Source organism: Burkholderia pseudomultivorans, assembly GCF_001718415.1.
Lineage (GTDB): Bacteria > Pseudomonadota > Gammaproteobacteria > Burkholderiales > Burkholderiaceae > Burkholderia > Burkholderia pseudomultivorans_A.
The window spans coordinates 997347-1014498 of the sequence record NZ_CP013378.1; the positions used below are offsets into that span (position 1 = coordinate 997347).

The following is a 17152-nucleotide window of genomic DNA, read 5'->3' on the forward strand; positions in this document are numbered from 1 at the left end:
GGAGACACACATGGATCTGGGTTTGACCGGCAAGGTCGCCATCGTTACCGGCTCGGCGCGCGGCCTCGGCGCGGCCACCGCGCGCCGGCTCGCGCAGGAAGGCGCGAGCGTCGTCGTCACCGACATCAATGCCGAGCTGGCGCAAGCCACCACCCGAGCGCTGCAGGACGAAGGGTTGGCCGCGCACTGCATCGTCGGCGACATCACGCGCGCGGCCGACGTGCAGCGCCTCGTCGATGAAACGGTCGCGCATTTCGGCGGCGTGCACATCCTCGTGAACAACGCGGGCGCGCCGCGCGACAAGTACCTCGTGAAGATGAGCGAGGACGACTGGGACTTCGTGATGAACGTCATGCTCAAGGGCGCGTTCCTGGCGGCGAAGGCGGTGATGCCGCACTTCATCGAGCAGGGCTGGGGCCGGCTCATCAACATCAGCTCGCGCGCCTACCTCGGCAACCCGACGCAGGCCAACTACTCGGCCGCCAAGGCCGGCCTGATCGGCATGGCCAAGGCGCTGTCGATGGAGGAAGGCCGCTACGGGATCACCGCGAACTGCGTCGCGCCGGGCTTCATGGAAACGGAAATGGTGCAGGCGCTGCCGACCTACGAAACGATCAAGGAGCGTGCGGTGGCCGCGCAGCCGATCAAGCGCGTCGGGCGTCCGGACGACATCGCCGACGCGGTGGCGTTCCTCGCCAGCGAGCGCGCCGGCTTCATCAGCGGCGAAGTGCTGCACGTGACCGGCGGACGCTACGGCTGATCCGGCCGCCACACCACCACGACCCGGGCCGCCGGCGCGTGACACGCGCGCGACGGTGGCCGATCATTGACGACATTCACAAGGCATTCCAAATGAAACGAGCAGCCATCGTCTCTCCGCTGCGCACCCCGGTGGGCGCGTTCGGCGGAACGTTGAAGGGCGTTCCCGTCGAGGAACTCGGCGCCACCGTCGCGCGCGCCATCGTCGAGCGTACCGGGCTCGACCCGGCGCGCCTCGACGACGTCGTGTTCGCGCAAAGCTACGCGAGCGGCGAGACGCCGTGTACGGGGCGCTGGGTCGCGCTGCAGGCCGGCTTCCCGATCGAAGTGGCCGGCATGCAGCTGGACCGCCGCTGCGGCGGCGGCGTGCAGGCGCTCGCCACCGCGGCGATGATGGTGCAGACCGGCGCGGCCGACGTCGTGATGGCCGGCGGCGTCGAAAGCATGAGCAACGTCGAGTTCTATACGACCGACATGCGCTGGGGCAAGCGCGCCGGTTCGGTCACGATGCACGACCGGCTCGACCGCGGCCGCGAGCGCTCGCAGCCGGAAAGCCGCTTTGGCCGCATCAGCGGCATGATCGAGACGGCCGAGACGCTGGCGCGCGAGTACGACATCACGCGCGAGGCGTCCGACCGGTTCGCCGCGCGCAGCCACCGGTGCGCCGCGGCCGCGCAGCAGGCCGGCCATTTCGATGGCGAGATCGTTCCCGTCTCGGTACCGCAGCGCAAGGGCGATGCGCTGATCGTCGCGCAGGACGAAGGCGTGCGCGGCGACACGACGCCGGAGAGCCTCGCCAGGCTGCGCACCATCATGAAGGACGGCGTCGTCACGGCCGGCAACGCATGCCAGCAGAACGACGCGGCCGCCGCCTGCCTGATCGTCGCCGAGGACAAGCTCGACGAACTCGGCCTCACGCCGATCGGCTGGCTGGTCGGCTGGGCCGCTGCCGGCTGCGATCCGGCGCGCATGGGCATCGGTCCCGTGCCTGCCGTGCAGAAGGTGCTCGCACGCACGGGCCTGCGCTTCGACCAGATGGACCTGATCGAGCTCAACGAAGCGTTCGCGTGCCAGGCGCTCGCCTGCGTCAAGGGCTGGGGCAGCTCGATGGACGCGCTCGAGGACAAGCTCAACGTGAACGGCTCGGGCATCTCGCTCGGTCACCCGGTGGGCGCGACGGGCGTGCGCATCGCGACCACGCTGCTGCACGAGATGCAGCGCCGCAAGGTGCGCTACGGCCTCGAAACGATGTGCATCGGCGGCGGCCAGGGCATCGCGATGATCGTCGAGCGCGCCTGAGCAAGGAGACCGATCATGACCGACCATGAATCCGCCCGCGTGTGGCAACCCGGCCAGCGCGAGCTGCAGAACGCCGGCATCGTGACGCTGATGCGCGCGCTCGGCGTGCCGTCGTATGAAGAACTGATGCGCGTGTCGATCGACGAGCCCGAGCGCTACTGGCAGACCGTGATGCGCGAATGCGCGATCGCGTGGGACGTGCCGCCCACGGGCTACGTCGACCTGTCGCGCGGCCCGCAGTTTCCGAGCTGGTTCCCCGGCGGCAGGCTCAACTGGGTCAACACGATCTACGGCTGGGCGCGCCACCCCGCCACCGCGCAGCAGAAGGCCGTGGTGGCCGAGCGCGAGGACGGCAGCGTGAGCGAAGTGACCTATGCCGAACTCGAACAGCGTGTGCGCGATTTTGCGGCGGGGCTCGCGCAGCGCGGCGTCAAGCAGGGCGACCGCATCGGCCTGCTGATGGAGAACGGCATCGAGGCGACCGTCTCGCTGCTCGCGATCGTGCATCTCGGCGCGCTCGTCGTGCCGCTGTTCAGCGGCTTCGGCGTCGATGCGATCGTCGCGCGCCTGTCGGCGGCCGAAGCGCGCATCGTGATCGCGTCGACCGGCTTCTCGCGCCGCACCAAGCGCGTGGACGTCCAGGGCGCGCTGCGCGATGCGTGGCGTCAATTGCCGCTGCTCGAACACGTGATCTGGAAGCGCGGCGAAGGCGACACCGCGCAGGACGCACGCGACCTCGACTGGCAGGACACGGCGCGCGCCGCAGCCGGCCACGCGATCGAACCGGTGTCGGTCACGCCCGATACGCCGTTCATGGTGATCTATACGTCGGGCACCACCGGCAAGCCGAAGGGCGTGGTCCATACGCACGGCAGCTTCCCGATCAAGATCGCGCACGATTCGCTCGTCCATTTCGACGTGCATCCCGGCGACGTCTACTGCTGGCCCGCCGACATGGGCTGGATCGCCGGCACGCTGGTACTCGGCTGCGCGCTGCTGCGCGGCGCGACGCTCGTGTGCTACGACGGCGCGCCCGACTATCCCGACTGGTCGCGCATGTCGCGCGTGGTGGAACGCCACCGCGTCACGCACTTCGGCTCGGCGCCGACGCTGATCCGCGGCATGGCCAGCCACGAAGCGCTGGCGCTCGCAGGCGACCGCTCGACCGTGCGCCTGCTGATCACGGCCGGCGAAGGCATCGCACCCGAGCATTTCAACTGGTTCCTGCAGCGCTTCGGCGACGGCACCGCGCCCGTCATCAACTACACCGGCGGCACCGAGGCGTCGGGCGCACTGCTCGCGAGCGTGCCGATCCGGCCGATTCCGCCGAGCGGCTTCAATACCGTGTCGCCCGGCGTCGCCGCCGACGTCGTGAATGCCGACGGCGTCAGCGTGACCGGCGAAGTCGGCGAGCTGGCGATCCGTGCGCCGTTCGTCGGCATGACGCAATCGTTCTGGCGCGACGACGAGCGCTATCTGGAAACCTACTGGCAGACCATTCCCGGCATCTGGGTGCACGGCGACCTGGCGCTGCGCACGCCCGACGGCAACTACTTCATGATGGGCCGCTCCGACGACACGCTGAAGGTCGCCGGCAAGCGCCTCGGGCCCGCCGAGGTCGAGGAAGTCGTGCTCGAACTGCAGGACGTGGCCGAGGCCGCTGCGATCGGCGTGGCCGATGCGGACAAGGGGCAGAAGCTCGTCGTGTTCATCGTGCCGAAGCCCGACGCCGCCATCGCCGGCGCCGATCTCGAGGCCCTCGTGTCGGGCCACGTCGACAAGCGACTCGGTCGCCCGTTCCGGCCGGGCCGCGTGCACGTGGTCGCGCAGCTGCCGAAGACGCGCAGTTCCAAGATCATGCGGCGCGTGATCCGCAGCGTGTACTGCGGGCAGCCGCCGGGCGACCTGTCGTCGCTCGACAATCCCGGCGCGCTCGACGAAGTGCGCGCGGCCGCGACCTCCGCCTGACCCTACCGTGAACGAAACATGAAAGTACTCGAAGGCATCAAGGTCCTCGATTTCGGACGCTTCATCGCCGGGCCGTTCTGCTCGGCGCTGCTCGCCGACTACGGCGCGGACGTGATCCGCATCGACCGCGTCGGCGGCGGCGAGGATCGCTTCATCGTGCCCGTGACCGAACACGGCGAAGGCGCGCTGTTCCTGCAGGTCAATCGCAACAAGCGCTCGATGACGCTCGATCTCGACAGCCCCGAAGGGCGCGAGATCGTGCGCCGGCTGGTCGCCGATGCCGACGTGGTGATCGCGAACATGCCGCCGCGCACGCTCAAGAGCCTCGGCCTCGACTACGACAGCCTGCGCGCGATCAAGCCCGACGTGATCCTGGTCGCGTCCAACGCGTTCGGCAACAGCGAAGCCGTGCGCGACCGCGTCGGCTTCGACGGGGTCGGCCAGGCGCTCAGCGGCGCCGTCTACATGGCCGGCACGCCCGACCGGCCGCAAAAGGCGATGGTGCCGGTGGTCGACTTCGCGACGGCGTTTTCGTGCGCGCTCGGCGTGATGCTCGCGCTCTACGAACGCCAGCGCAGCGGCCAGGGGCAGGAAGTCAGCGCGTCGCTGCTGTGCACGGGCCTGAACATGGCCAGCGGCGCGCTGATCGAGGAAGCGCTGCTCGGGCTCGACCGGCAGGCCACGCTGAACCGCGCGTCCGGCTATGCGCCGTCCGACATCTTCAAGGCGCGGGACGGCTGGTTCATCACGCAGGTGATCGGCCGGCCGATGTTCAAGCGCTGGACGCAGCTCGTGGGCCGCCCGGAACTGCTGGACGATCCGCGCTTCGCCGACGATACGCTGCGCGGCGAGAACGGCGCGTTCCTGAGCGACCTGATGAGCGAATGGTGTGCGGACAAGACGCTCGCCGAGGCGCTGGCCGCGCTCGAGCAGGCGCGCATCCCGGCCAGCCCGGTCAACTCGCCGCGTCAGGCGCTGGAGGACGAAACCATCAAGGCCGCCGACGTGATCCGCTGGATGGATTATCCCGGCGCGCCGAAGAAGGTGCCGATCTTCGCGACGCCGGTGTCGCTGTCGCGCACGCCGCCGGAAATCCGCATGCGACCGCCGCTGACTGGCGAGCATACCGATGAAATCCTCGCCGGCATCGGGTTCGATGCACGCGCGGTGGCCGAGCTGCGATCGCGCAAGATCGTCTGACCGGACCGGCCGCGTCGTCGCGCGCACCGCCGGCCGGTGCGCGCGATCTCTGCCTGTCTCGATGCACGCGTGCCGGCTCGCGGCCCGCGTGGCCGCGCGGCGCGCCGCGCCGGCACTTCCCGCTTCCCGCCTGATTCCCCTTCCCGCCGCCCGGCCGACATCGGCATTTCGCCGATTACCTGGCCATCGAATTTCAACTATATTCGTCAGTCACACTTGACAATGGCATCATGGATCCGTCCCAGCTCCCTTCCCTCGCCTGGTTCGTGCACATCGCGCACCATCTGAGCTTCACCAAGGCCGCCGCCGAAATGGGCGTGTCGCGCGCCGCGCTGTCGCAAAACCTGAAAGCGCTGGAACGGCAGCTGAACGTGAAGCTGCTGTACCGCACCACGCGCGACATGTCGCTGACCGAGGACGGCCAACGGCTGTACGACACGCTGCGGCCGGCATTCGGCTCGATCGAGGCGGCGATCCGCAACCTGCATGAAGTCCGCCACGAACCGTCCGGGCTGCTGCGCATCAACACGTCGCGCGTGGCCGCGCGCACGCTGCTCGAACCGCACCTGGGCGAATTCATGGCGCGCTATCCGCTGCTGCGGGTGGAACTCGTGATGGACGACGGGCTGTCGAACATCATCGCCGACGGCTACGACGCGGGCATCCGGCTCGGCGAGAGCCTGGCCGAGCACATGGTGGCCGTGCCGATCACGCCGATGCTCGAAATGGTCGTGGCCGGCTCGCCGGACTATTTCGCGCGTCACGGCACGCCGGCCACGCCCGCCGACCTGATCGGCCACAACTGCCTGTGCTATCGCCATACGACGAGCGGCGCGATCTATCGCTGGGAATTCACGTCGTCCGAGGTCGAAGGGCACGCGTTCGAAGTCGAGCCGCAGGGCAGCGTGGTCACGAACGACGACGACGGGATGATACGCGCGGCGCTGCAAGGTATCGGCCTGATCCAGCACCAGGACATCGCGCTGCGCGAACACCTCGATGCCGGCACGCTGGTGCGCGTGCTTGCGCCGTGGTGCAAGCCGTTTCCCGGCTACTATCTGTACACGCCGTCGCGCGAGCAGATGCCGGCGAAGGTGCGCGCGCTGATGGATTTCCTCGTCGAAAAACGTGAACGGCTGGCCGCCGACACAGCCACGCACGCGGGCGCGCCTGCCGCTTCCGTCGCGCCGGCGCCGCGCAAGCGGCGCGTCAGACGGTCCTGACCGCGTGCATGCCGCGCGGCCAGCCGCCGCTCAACCGCGGTCGCGCTGCGCGAAATCCTGCACCGATGCCGCCAGCGACGGCGATTCGGTCCGGTAGCGGTACTGCATCCAGCGCTCCATCGTCAGCCCGTCGTTCAGCGGCATCTCGAGCGCGCGGCGCGTCATCTGCTTCATCGCCGCGAGCGCATCGGCATCGGTCCGCGCGATCTCTCGGGCCAGCTGCATCGTCGCGGCATCGAGTTCCGCGCCGCTCACCGCCAGCGACGCGAGCCCCATGCGCTCGGCGTCGCGCCCGGTCATGCGCCGTCCCGTGACGAGGTAATACATCGCGCGCGCCAGTCCGATCTTGCGCGGCAGCCGCTGCGAGCCGCCGCCGCTCGGCAGCAGGTTGCGCTGCAGATGCGCATCGCCGAGTTCCGCTTGTTCGTCGACAACCACGATGTCGGACGCCAGCACCAGTTCGAAGCCGCCCGCCACCGCGTAACCGTTGACCGACGCGATCACGATCTGCCGCGACGCCTCCATCCGCGCGAACGTATCCTGCATCAGGTCCTGGTGCCGCATGTGCGCGGCCGGATCGGCGAGCACGCCGCTCGCCAGCCATTTCAGGTCGTTGCCTGCGCAGAACGCGCGGCCGCTGCCGCGAATCACGATCACGCGGATCTCGCGGCCCGGATCGTCGGCCGTGCGCACCGCGTCGTTCAGCGCCGCGAGCGTCGCGCCGTCGAGCGCATTCATGCGCTCGGGACGATTCAGCGTGACGACGCGAACGCCAGGCGTCGAGTCGTCTGTCAGCAACGTGTTCGCCATCTTGTCTCCTGGGTTCGGCCGAGCCGGTTTAAGCCGGGTGGCGCCGCGCGATCGTTCCCGGCTATCGCGGCATCGCGTCCAGCGCTACATCGCATAGGACTCGCTCGCTGGCAGCGGACGTCGCACGAGCGCGGCTGCGCCATCTCGCGACGTCGGCGCCACCTCCGGCATCGGCGGCGTGTCGACTTCGCGCACGACGAAATTCGAAATCATCGCGACGAGCTGCTTGCTCTGATCGTCGAGCGACTGCGCAGCGGCGGCGACTTCCTCGACATAGGCGGCATTGTGCTGGGTGGCCCGGTCCATTTCCGACACGGCCTGGTTGACCTGATCGATGCCGTGCCCCTGTTCCACCGAGGCCGCTGCGATTTCTTCCATCAAGGCCGTCACACGCGAGATCGCCTGCACGATCTCCGCCATCGACGCGCCCGCGGCGTTCACGAGTTCCACGCCGCCCCTGACGCGTCCGACGGATTCGTGAATCAAGTCCCGAATTTCCTTCGATGCCGACGACGAGCGCTGGGCGAGCGAACGCACTTCCGATGCGACGACGGCGAAGCCGCGCCCCTGCTCGCCTGCACGCGCGGCTTCGACGGCGGCATTGAGCGCGAGGATGTTGGTCTGGAACGCGATGCTTTCGATGATGCCGACAATCTCGGCGATCCTGCCGGAGCTCGCGTCGATGCTGCCCATCGCCTCGACCACCTGCGACACCACGCCATTGCAGCGCTCGGCCGACTGCACGGCCTGTACTGCGACCTGGCTCGCCTGCCGAACGTTGTCGGTGTTCTGGCCGACCCTCGACGAGAGTTCCGCCATGCTCGCCGCGGTTTCCTGCAGCGACGCTGCCTGCATCTCGGTGCGCCGGGACAGATCGAGATCGCCGGCCGAGATCTGCGCGGCCGCCGAGGCGATCGAATTCGCGCTCGCCTTGATGCCGTTGATGGCCGCGGACAGATTCGCCTGCATGCGCTTCATCGAATAGAGCAGGCTGCCGCGATCGTCCGGCGCGGTCGCGATGGCGGCGGTGAAATCGTTGGCCGCGATTCGCCCGGCAATCTCGACCGCATCGCCGGGCTCGCCGCCTATCGTCCGCGCGATGCCGCGATTGAGCGCCACGACGATGCCGCTCAGCACCAGCGCGATCAGCGCAAGGATGCCGAGGCTTTGCAGCAGGTTCGCCTGAAACGCGCTGTCGATGTCGTCGACGAACAGGCTCGTATTGATCACCCAGTCCCATGGACGGTACGTATCGACATACGCGATACGCGGGGCGTCCGTCGTCACGCCGGAGGTTTCCTTCGGATAGTCGAAGCGCTGAAATCCGCTGCCGGTTCGCGCTGCCAGCTCGATCTGCTGCTGGACGATGGCAGCGGCCTTCGGATTCAGTTCGCTCAACGGCTTGTTCTGGATCGAGGCATCGAACGGGTACATCAACACCACGCCCTTCGAATTCACGATCGAGAAATAGCCGCTGCCCGCTTCGCCGTAGCGCAGGCCGCGGATCACGTCCATCGCCTGCTTCTGCGCCTGTTCGGCGCTCAGCTCTCCCGCGTCGGCCCGCTTCGCGTAGAACTCGATCGTGGCGAGCGCGATCTGCGTTGCATGCACGAGATCGGACTTGCGCTCCTCGAGACGCACGTCGCGATTCCGGTACGCATCCGTGACCGACAGCAGCATAAGGCAGAACAGGCTCAGGACCAGCGGCAACCCGAGCCTCTGCTTGAATGACAGCTTCATTGTGATGGCATCTCCTCGTTGTTATGAATGGACAGCGCGCATCGGGCGCGCTTGCCATCCCGTGCAACACATGCGGTTGCGCTGCCGTTGCCCTGCATTAAAGGCCCGTCGCGCGGCGATCCGCAATGCGGCGCGCGCGTTGTTCCGGGGGTTGGAAGCGCGCGTGTTGCACGGCATCACGGCTTTCTCTTTCGAAGGACGAAACAGTGCGCCGGAAATGCCGCGGCAACGGCATGCGCCGTGATCGAATGGGCGATCGACCGGCGCGCACGCCGCGCCGCCGGCGTGCGGTTCAGCGTGATCCGTCGTGCAACCCATTCCGAGGAAAACCACCATGCCGTTGCTGCATACCATTCGCTCGCGGATCGGCCATGCGGAAGTCGTGCAGATCGTCGAGATGGACATCAGCGGGATTCTCGGCGCCCTGCTGTCCGAGGCGACGCCCGACGTGATGAAGTCGATTCCGTGGATGAAGCCGCCGTACGTGGACGAACAACACCGCATGCGCGCCGTCAGCCAGTGCTTCGTCGTGCGGACCGGCAAGCGCATCCTCGTGATCGACACCTGCGTCGGCAACGACAAGGACATCGCGGGCTTCGACGCGTTCGCCGAACTGCAGCTTGAATTCCTGGCCACGCTGGAACAGGCCGGCATCGACCGCCACGCGGTTACCGACGTGCTGTGCACGCACCTGCATTTCGATCACGTCGGCTGGAACACCTACAAGCAGGACGGCCGCTGGCTGCCGACCTTTCCGAACGCGACCTACCACTTCGGCAAGGCCGAATACGCGTTCGCGCAACAGGGCGACGCCGACGACGCGATGTACGACGCGCAGAACATCTCGTTCCATGAATCCGTGCGGCCCGTCGTCGATGCGGGACTCGCCAACTTCATCGATCGCGACACCGACCTCGGCGACGGCATCTCGGTGTTCTCCACGCCCGGGCACACGATCGGCCATATCGCCGTCGCGGTCGACGCGGGCACCGAGCAGTTCATCATCGGCGGCGACGCGATGCATCACCCGGTGCAGATCGCGCGGCCCGACATGGCGCTCGTGCTCGACTACGACCACGCGCAATCGTCGGCGACGCGGCACGCGTTGCTGTCGCGCCTCGACGGCAGCCCGACGCTGTTCACCTGCACGCATTTCTGCGCGCCGTCGTTCGGCCGGATCAGCAGGGACGCAAATGGCGACTATGTGTTCACCGGCGTGCAGAAGTCACGCCCTTTACCTTGACCTTGACCTTGACCGACTCGATTCCATGCTCAGTCTCGTTTCCCGGCTCGACGCGCTGAAGGTGCGCCCGGGCCGCCTGTTCATCGACGGCCAGTGGCTCGACTGGCCCGAGGCGCGTTTCGACCAGCTCAATCCGTGCACGAACGAAGTCATGACCAGCTTCGCGGAAGCCGGCACGCGCGGCGTCGCGCTGGCCGTCGCCGCGGCGCGCAAGGCGTTCGACGCGGGCCCGTGGCCGCGCATGCGCGCGCAGGATCGCAAGCGCCTGTTGCAGCCGATCGTCGAGCGGCTGTATGCGGCCGAAGACGAAATCGCGCAACTGCAGACGCTCGACAACGGCATCCCGTACACCTTCAGCCGTCAGTCGCGCGTATCGGCAAAAGCCGCCGCCGACATCTTCGATCATTTCCTCGGCTGGATCGACAAGATCAATGGCGACACGCTGCCGATCTTCTCCGGCGCGTCGAACATGCAGTACATGACCTTCCGCGACCCGGTCGGCGTCGTCGCGGCGATCCTGCCGTACAACGGCCCGGTGATGACGTTCGCGATGAAGGTGGCGCCGGCGCTGGCCTGCGGCTGCACCGTGGTCGTCAAGCCCTCGGAGCTCACCAACCTCGCCGTGAGCCGGCTCGCGCAGATCCTCGCCGACAGCGACCTGCCGCCCGGCGTGTTCAACCTCGTCACCGGCGCGACCGAAACGGGCACGGCGCTGACGTCGCACCCCGGCGTCGATAAGGTGACGTTCACCGGCAGCCCGCTCGTCGGCGAAAAAATCACCGTGGCCAGCGCGCCGACCATGAAGCGCCTGTCGCTCGAACTCGGCGGCAAGAGCGCGGCGCTCGTGTTTCCCGACACGCGCGACGTGGCGGCCACCGCGCAGGCGCTGATGGGCCTCTGCTCGACGTTCCTGTCGGGCCAGGTCTGCACCACGCCGTCGCGCGCGGTCGTGCATCGTTCGATCGTCGACGAATTCCTGCATCACGCGCGCGAACAGCTCGGCAACGTTCGGTTCGGCGATCCGTTCGACCCGGCGACGACGTCCGCGCCGATGATTTCGCGACGTCACCAGGCGCGCGTGCTCGAGTACGTCGACAGCGGCGTCGCGCAGGGAGCGACGCTGCTCGCCGGCGGCGGCCTGCCGGGCGGCGCGCTCGGCAACGGCAACTGGGTCGAGCCGGCGCTGTTCGCGAACGTGCGCAACGACATGCGGATCGCGCAGGAAGAAATCTTCGGCCCGGTACTGTCGGTGATTCCGTTCGATACGGAAGAGGAAGCCGTGCGCATCGCCAACGACAGCGAATACGGGCTCGCCGGCTGCGTCTACACCACCGACGTCAGCCGCGCGTTCCGCGTGGCGCGCGCGGTGAAAAGCGGCGCGATCGGCGTCAACGGCTTTGCCAGCATTCCGAACGCGCCGTTCGGCGGCATCAAGCGCTCGGGCGTCGGCCGCGAAGGCGGCTGGTCGACGATCGAGGCGTTCACCGAACTGAAGACCGTCAATTTCAATCTGGATGCCTGACCCATGAGCGAAACCTTCGACTACGTCGTCGTCGGCGCGGGCAGCGGCGGCAGCGTGGTGGCCGCGCGGCTCGCCGAAGCCGGCCATACCGTGTGCGTGCTGGAAGCCGGCCCACCCGACACCAACCCGTTCATCCACATCCCGGCGGGCTACATCAAGAACCTGTTCAACGACCGGCTCGTCTGGCGCTTTCGCAGCGGCCCGATCGCGGGCACCAACGGACGCACGATCGAGCTGACCCAGGGCAAGGTGGTGGGCGGCTCGGGCTCGATCAACGGGATGGTGTACAACCGCGGGCAGCATGCCGACTTCGACGGCTGGGCCGCGCTCGGTAATCCGGGCTGGTCCTACGACGACGTGCTGCCCTACTTCAAGAAGGCCGAGACGCGCATCGGGCCCGGCGACGACCGCTACCGCGGCCGCAGCGGGCCGCTGATCGTCACCGACCCGATCATGCCGGCGCCGCTGTGCGAGCTGTTCGTCGAGGCCGTCAAGAGCCTCGGCTATCCGTACGTGGCCGACTCGAACGCCGAAGCACAGGACGGCGTCGGCCCGTGGCATTTCATGATCGACACGCGCGGCCACGCGCCGCGACGCTGGAGCGCAGCGCGCGCCTACCTGCATCCGGCCGTCCGGAGCGGCCGCGTCACGCTGCGGACCGACAGCCCCGCCACGCGCGTGCTGCTGGACGGCCGTCGCGCGACCGGCGTGCGATATCGCGCGGGCGGCAGCGGCGCTCCCGAGCGCGAGGTGCGCGCCAATCGCGAGGTGATCGTCGCGGCGGGCGCACTGAACACGCCCCGCCTGCTGCAGATCTCGGGCATCGGCGACGATGCGCATCTGCGCGCGATCGGTGTGCAGACGCAGATCGACCTGCCCGGCGTCGGCGCCAACCTGGTCGACCACTTCAACCTGCGCGTGGCCGTCAAGGTCAAGGGCGTCCCCACGCTCAACGAGCGCGGCCGCGGCCTGCCGCTGGCCCGCGAGATCGCGCGCTACTTCCTCGGCCGGCCGAGCATCCTGAGCATGGGCCCGGTGCCGATGCGCTTTTTCTTCCGCTCGGAACCGTCGCTGGCGCGTCCCGACCTGCAGGTGTCGTTCACGCCCGGCAGCTATCAGGAAGGCCTGCCCGGACTGCTCGATCGCTACCCGGGCATGACGCTGGGCGGCCACAAGCAGCGGCCCGACAGCCGCGGCTGGGTCAAGGCGCGCTCCGCGCACATCGACGAGCTGCCCGAGGTGCAGCCGAACTACCTGACCGACGAATCGGACCAGCGCGCGATGGTGGCCGTCGTCAGGATGGCGCGCGCGGTGCTGCAGGCGAAGCCGTTCGCGCCGTACTACGTCGACGAGATGTTCCCCGGCAACGACGTCCGGACCGACGACGAGATCCTCGCGTTCGCGCGCCAGCGCGGCGGCACCGTCTATCACCACAACGGCACCGCGCGCATGGGGCCCGACAGCGATCCGATGGCGGTGGTCGATGCGCGGCTGCGCGTGCGCGGCGTGCAGGGGCTGCGCGTCGCCGATGCGTCCGTGATGCCGTTGCCGATCTCGGGCGCGACCAATGCGGCGACGATCATGATCGGCGAGAAGGCCGCCGCGATGCTGGTCGAGGATGCGAAGACGGACGGCGTCCCGAGCGCGCGCGTGTTCGACACCGCTTGATTGCGGCCGGCGCCCGGCAGGTTCGGGCGCCGGCGCGACCCGCCGCTTTCACGGCCCGTCGAAACGGGTATCGGGCGATGTCGGCTGACGTGCGTGGTGCACCGCCGTCGCTGCGCGACGTCACCCACGCGAGACGTCCGCGATCGTCGCCACCATTGGGCAGCGACCGATCGCGGCCTTCTCCGCTACGCGATCGCGTCCTTCACGGTCGACGCCGACGACCACCGGACCACCTGCTCGAGCCCGTGCCGGCACAGGATCTCGCTCTCGTTGAAGTAGACGAACGGCTTCGCGCCCGTCTCCATGCCGGCCTGCATCGACTCGATGTTGCCGAGATCCTCGAGCATCCCGTCGGTGATGTGCGACGTGAAGTGTTCGAGCTGCAGCCGCTCGCGCACGCTCTTCGGCTTCTTGTTGTAGAAGCGCGCCTCCCAGACCGTCGTGTTCGCCGACGTCGGCCAGAATTCATGCGTCCAGAACTGGTTCGCCGAGATCTGCAGATGCCAGTTCGGGAAGAACCAGTTCACGTCCTGCGACCAGTCCGGATGCCGGCCCGGATTCACGCCGCGGTGCTCGGTGAGCGGATTGGCCTGCGCGTCGTTGCGCGTGCCGGTCACCGTCTCGCCGGCCGAGAACAGCCAGCGCATCACCTTCGCGTGCTCCGGCACCGCGACGTTCTGGTTCAGCCACAGCGAAAACGAGCGATGCGCGCCGCGCAGGTTCGCGTCCAGCGGCCGCCCGAACGGATTTTCCTTGCCGGTGTAGATCGGCCCGAACGTCTTCGGGTGGATCGACGCGATGTGATAGACCTCGCTGAAATTCTCGGCGACGGCCTTCCAGTTCGCCTTGAATTCGCCGCGCAGCACGATCGCGTTGTCGGCGTTCGGGTAGTCGATGCCGGACAGCGCCTCGGCCATCGGTCCGAGGAATTCGGCGAGGCTGACTTCGGGCGCGGGCGCCAGGTTGATGAAGATCCAGCCGTCCCACACGTCGAGCGCAACCGGCGTCAGCCCGCATTTCTTCCGGTCGAGATGGAAGAAGCCGGACTCGTCGGGCACGTTCGCCAGCTCGCCCGCGTTGTTGTAGCTCCAGCTGTGATAGCGGCACACGAAGCGCTTCGCGTTGCCGCTCGGCCGGTGCTCGACGATGTTCGCGCGATGCGCGCAGACGTTGTGAAACGCGCGGATCTTGCCGTCCTCGGCACGCGCGACGATCACGGACGCGCGGGCCACGGCGAGATCCTTCACGAAAAAATCGCCCGGCTTCGGAATCCGCTCGACGCGGCCCACCATCAGCCACGCACGGCGGAAAATCCGCTCGCGTTCGATTTCGTACTGTGCCGGATCGGTGTACAGCGTGGTTGGCATCGGGTTCGTCGACAGGCCGACGGATTCGGTCAAGCTCGGCTTGAGTTCGCCAGGATGGTTCATGCCAGCTCCTGAAAGGTATGAGGGACGGCGAGGTGGTAAATCGAAGCGACGCGACGCGGCGCGTTCAGCCGTGCGGCTGAAAGCCGGTCACGATCTTCAATGCATGGGCGGGCGGCGCATGCCGGATGCCCGGCGCCTCGTGCATCTCGACCGCGATCGCCGCATGGCACATCGCGAGCAGCAGGCGGAACAGGTTCTGCGCGGGCGGCGGCATGTCGTCGAGCGGAAACTGCTCGAGGTAGACGGTCGCCTGCTCCGCATACCCGGACATCGCTTCGTAAAACCTGACGATCTCCGGGTACGGCGTCGCCGCCCGATTGATCCAGCGCGCGTGCGAGGTCTCCGCGCTCCAGTGGTCGAGAAACGGTTCGAGCGCCTCGAAACCTGCCGGCAGGCGCCTTGAATCGCGTGATGCATCGTCAGTCATCGTGCTCCTCCAGTTCAGAAACGCAGCACCCCGGCCCGGGATGGGCAGCGGTGCATCGCGTCGTGTCACAGCGTGATACGGGGGCTGGCGACTTCGACCCGGGGCCGCTGCCGCGCGTGTCGCGCGGGGGCCGATCCGGCACGCGGGCGGCGCACGTTCCATCTGCCGCATTGCGTATTCCGTACTTCGAAACATCGTCCAGCCGGCAAGCGGATGCGGCGCCTTCGCCGTCGATCCGTTTATCTAACGAACGGTAGATTGATAGAGTGCCGACGATCGCTCCATCCGGTCAAACCCGCATGGCGGATGCGCGGTCCGCCCGCGCTGGAAAACCGCGCTTAATGGATAACACGCATGGCACTTCCTGCCCGGGCACTACAAACTACCTAACGATAGTTTGATAAACGGATGGCGGCACTGCACGTCGCCCGCCCCGATGTTCGACACGACCGTCTCGGAGACATGATGAGGAATGCCATGAATGAAGTCCCGCCCGTGGGCGGCCTGGATGACACGCGTGCAGGACGGACCTCGTCCAGGGTCGTCCACGACAGCATGCGGTCGTGGTACATCCTGGCCATGCTGACGCTCGCGTATTCGCTTGCCTATATCGACCGCCAGCTGCTCAACCTGCTGGTCGACCCGATCCGTCATTCGCTTGCCATTTCCGACACGCAGCTCAGCCTCGTGCAGGGCATCGCGTTCATTTCCGCGTACCTGATCGCGTCGCCGCTGTTCGGCCGGCTCGTCGACGTGACCAACCGTCGCAATATCCTGCTGGTCGGCATTTGTCTGTGGTGCGTCTTCACGGCGCTGTGCGGCAAGGCGACGACGTTCCAGGGGCTGTTCCTCGCGCGCTTCGGCGTCGGGGCCAGCGAGGCGTGCGTGTTTCCGATCGCGCTGTCGATGATCGCGGACTGCTTCTCGGCGCAGAAGATGCCGCGCGCGATGAGCGTGTTCATCCTCGGGCCGATGCTCGGCGGCGGCCTGTCGCTCGTCGCCGGCGGCCTCGTCATCTCGTTCGCCCGCGATGTCCATCAGCAGTTTCCGGCGCTCGCCGGATTCGAGACCTGGCAGCTGGCATTCGTGCTGATCGGACTGCCGGGCATGCTGTTCGCGTTGCTGGTCTGGCTGACGGTGCGCGAGCCGATGCGCAGCAAGGTCGTCAGCGGAAGCGCGGACGACCGCCAGTTCTCGACGCGGGATTCGGCTGCATTCCTGTGGGCGCGGCGCGGGTTCTACGCACGCATCCTGCTCGGCGTCGGCATGCTCGCGATCGTCGTGCTCGGCATGCCCGCATGGATGCCGACCTACCTGATCCGCTCGCACGACATGCCCGCCGCGCTAGTCGGATTCCGGTTCGGCGCGCTGGTGGTCGGATGCGGGATCGCCGGCGCACTGGCCGGCCCGTGGGCGGTGCGCCGGTTCGAACGACGCGGCTATGCGGATGCGCCGCTGCGCACCGCCGCGTTCTCGATGATCCCGATGCTGCTCTGCTGTGCGAGCATCCCGTTCGCGCCCGACGCGACGAGCACGCTCGCCGCGGCCGCCGGCACGGTGTTCTTCTTCACGCTGCCGACCGGATGCATGGCCGCGGCGCTCCAGCTCGTCGCGCCCAGCCGGATGCGCGGCACCGTCGGCGCACTCTATTCGTTCTTCGCGCAATTGATCGGGTTCGGGCTCGGCCCGACGCTGATCGCCGTCATGACCGATCGCGTGTTCGGCAACCCGAAGATGGTCGGCAATTCGATCGGCATCGTCTGCACGATCGCGGCCGCGCTTGCCGCATGGCTGCTGTTCACCGCGCTGCCCCACTATCGACGCCTGCTCGCCGAGGAGCACGGGGATCAGGCTGCCTGACGC

At 67.9% G+C, this 17152-nt stretch carries 13 protein-coding genes; 9 read left to right on the forward strand and 4 right to left on the reverse strand.

The window, feature by feature from the left end; all coding sequences use genetic code 11:
• Nucleotides 1–10 precede the first annotated feature (10 nt).
• The 5 genes from WS57_RS17100 (at nt 11) to WS57_RS17120 (ending at nt 6449) form a co-directional block, all read left to right on the forward strand.
• Nucleotides 11–760 carry an SDR family NAD(P)-dependent oxidoreductase gene (locus WS57_RS17100; protein WP_009692197.1) on the forward strand — a complete coding sequence of 250 codons (750 nt, stop codon included), beginning with the start codon at nt 11–13 and terminating at the stop codon, nt 758–760.
• A 92-nt stretch (nt 761–852) separates the two neighbouring features.
• Entirely contained in the window at nt 853–2058 is a 1206-nt protein-coding gene (locus WS57_RS17105; RefSeq protein ID WP_069244591.1) for an acetyl-CoA C-acetyltransferase, read from the forward strand.
• A 15-nt stretch (nt 2059–2073) separates the two neighbouring features.
• Nucleotides 2074–4026, forward strand: a complete 1953-nt coding sequence (locus tag WS57_RS17110; protein WP_069244592.1) for an AMP-binding protein — start codon at nt 2074–2076, stop codon at nt 4024–4026.
• Nucleotides 4027–4044: 18 nt separating this feature from the next.
• The gene (locus tag WS57_RS17115) at nt 4045–5226 is read left to right on the forward strand and encodes a CaiB/BaiF CoA transferase family protein (RefSeq protein ID WP_059518726.1); all 1182 of its coding nucleotides are present in this window, start codon (nt 4045–4047) and stop codon (nt 5224–5226) included.
• Between the two features lie 230 nt (nt 5227–5456).
• Nucleotides 5457–6449: a LysR family transcriptional regulator gene (locus WS57_RS17120; protein ID WP_059601688.1), complete on the forward strand. Its 993-nt coding sequence runs from the start codon at nt 5457–5459 to the stop codon at nt 6447–6449.
• A gap of 30 nt (nt 6450–6479) precedes the next feature.
• Here the strand turns inward: WS57_RS17120 and WS57_RS17125 are convergent, their stop codons facing one another.
• Together WS57_RS17125 and WS57_RS17130 are read right to left on the reverse strand one after the other, a co-directional pair.
• The gene (locus WS57_RS17125) at nt 6480–7259 is read right to left on the reverse strand and encodes an enoyl-CoA hydratase/isomerase family protein (protein ID WP_059601690.1); all 780 of its coding nucleotides are present in this window, start codon (nt 7257–7259) and stop codon (nt 6480–6482) included.
• 84 nt (nt 7260–7343) lie between these two features.
• Entirely contained in the window at nt 7344–8999 is a 1656-nt protein-coding gene (locus tag WS57_RS17130; RefSeq protein ID WP_081074379.1) for a methyl-accepting chemotaxis protein, read from the reverse strand.
• 334 nt (nt 9000–9333) lie between these two features.
• On the opposite strand from WS57_RS17130, the gene WS57_RS17135 reads away from it, so the two are divergent.
• The 3 genes from WS57_RS17135 to WS57_RS17145 are packed head-to-tail and all read left to right on the forward strand — an operon-like array spanning nt 9334 to nt 13432.
• Nucleotides 9334–10242: an MBL fold metallo-hydrolase gene (locus tag WS57_RS17135; RefSeq protein WP_059601692.1), complete on the forward strand. Its 909-nt coding sequence runs from the start codon at nt 9334–9336 to the stop codon at nt 10240–10242.
• A 25-nt stretch (nt 10243–10267) separates the two neighbouring features.
• Nucleotides 10268–11764, forward strand: a complete 1497-nt coding sequence (locus WS57_RS17140; protein WP_059601694.1) for an aldehyde dehydrogenase family protein — start codon at nt 10268–10270, stop codon at nt 11762–11764.
• A 3-nt stretch (nt 11765–11767) separates the two neighbouring features.
• On the forward strand, nt 11768–13432 hold the full coding sequence (locus WS57_RS17145) for a GMC family oxidoreductase (protein ID WP_069244593.1): 1665 nt from the start codon (nt 11768–11770) through the stop codon (nt 13430–13432).
• Nucleotides 13433–13617: 185 nt separating this feature from the next.
• On the opposite strand, the gene WS57_RS17150 is transcribed toward WS57_RS17145, so the two are convergent.
• The gene (locus WS57_RS17150) at nt 13618–14862 is read right to left on the reverse strand and encodes an aromatic ring-hydroxylating oxygenase subunit alpha (protein WP_038454930.1); all 1245 of its coding nucleotides are present in this window, start codon (nt 14860–14862) and stop codon (nt 13618–13620) included.
• Between the two features lie 64 nt (nt 14863–14926).
• On the reverse strand, nt 14927–15289 hold the full coding sequence (locus WS57_RS17155) for a hypothetical protein (protein WP_009692184.1): 363 nt from the start codon (nt 15287–15289) through the stop codon (nt 14927–14929).
• A gap of 555 nt (nt 15290–15844) precedes the next feature.
• On the opposite strand from WS57_RS17155, the gene WS57_RS17160 reads away from it, so the two are divergent.
• The gene (locus tag WS57_RS17160) at nt 15845–17149 is read left to right on the forward strand and encodes a spinster family MFS transporter (RefSeq protein WP_236871943.1); all 1305 of its coding nucleotides are present in this window, start codon (nt 15845–15847) and stop codon (nt 17147–17149) included.
• Nucleotides 17150–17152: the final 3 nt, after the last annotated feature.

Coding starts and splice junctions, on each gene's coding strand:
- WS57_RS17100 (WP_009692197.1), top strand. CDS start 11: ATGGATCTGGGTTTGACCGGCAAGGTCGCCATCGTTACCGGCTCGGCG.
- WS57_RS17105 (WP_069244591.1), top strand. CDS start 853: ATGAAACGAGCAGCCATCGTCTCTCCGCTGCGCACCCCGGTGGGCGCG.
- WS57_RS17110 (WP_069244592.1), top strand. CDS start 2,074: ATGACCGACCATGAATCCGCCCGCGTGTGGCAACCCGGCCAGCGCGAG.
- WS57_RS17115 (WP_059518726.1), top strand. CDS start 4,045: ATGAAAGTACTCGAAGGCATCAAGGTCCTCGATTTCGGACGCTTCATC.
- WS57_RS17120 (WP_059601688.1), top strand. CDS start 5,457: ATGGATCCGTCCCAGCTCCCTTCCCTCGCCTGGTTCGTGCACATCGCG.
- WS57_RS17125 (WP_059601690.1), bottom strand. CDS start 7,259: ATGGCGAACACGTTGCTGACAGACGACTCGACGCCTGGCGTTCGCGTC.
- WS57_RS17130 (WP_081074379.1), bottom strand. CDS start 8,999: ATGAAGCTGTCATTCAAGCAGAGGCTCGGGTTGCCGCTGGTCCTGAGC.
- WS57_RS17135 (WP_059601692.1), top strand. CDS start 9,334: ATGCCGTTGCTGCATACCATTCGCTCGCGGATCGGCCATGCGGAAGTC.
- WS57_RS17140 (WP_059601694.1), top strand. CDS start 10,268: ATGCTCAGTCTCGTTTCCCGGCTCGACGCGCTGAAGGTGCGCCCGGGC.
- WS57_RS17145 (WP_069244593.1), top strand. CDS start 11,768: ATGAGCGAAACCTTCGACTACGTCGTCGTCGGCGCGGGCAGCGGCGGC.
- WS57_RS17150 (WP_038454930.1), bottom strand. CDS start 14,862: ATGAACCATCCTGGCGAACTCAAGCCGAGCTTGACCGAATCCGTCGGC.
- WS57_RS17155 (WP_009692184.1), bottom strand. CDS start 15,289: ATGACTGACGATGCATCACGCGATTCAAGGCGCCTGCCGGCAGGTTTC.
- WS57_RS17160 (WP_236871943.1), top strand. CDS start 15,845: ATGCGGTCGTGGTACATCCTGGCCATGCTGACGCTCGCGTATTCGCTT.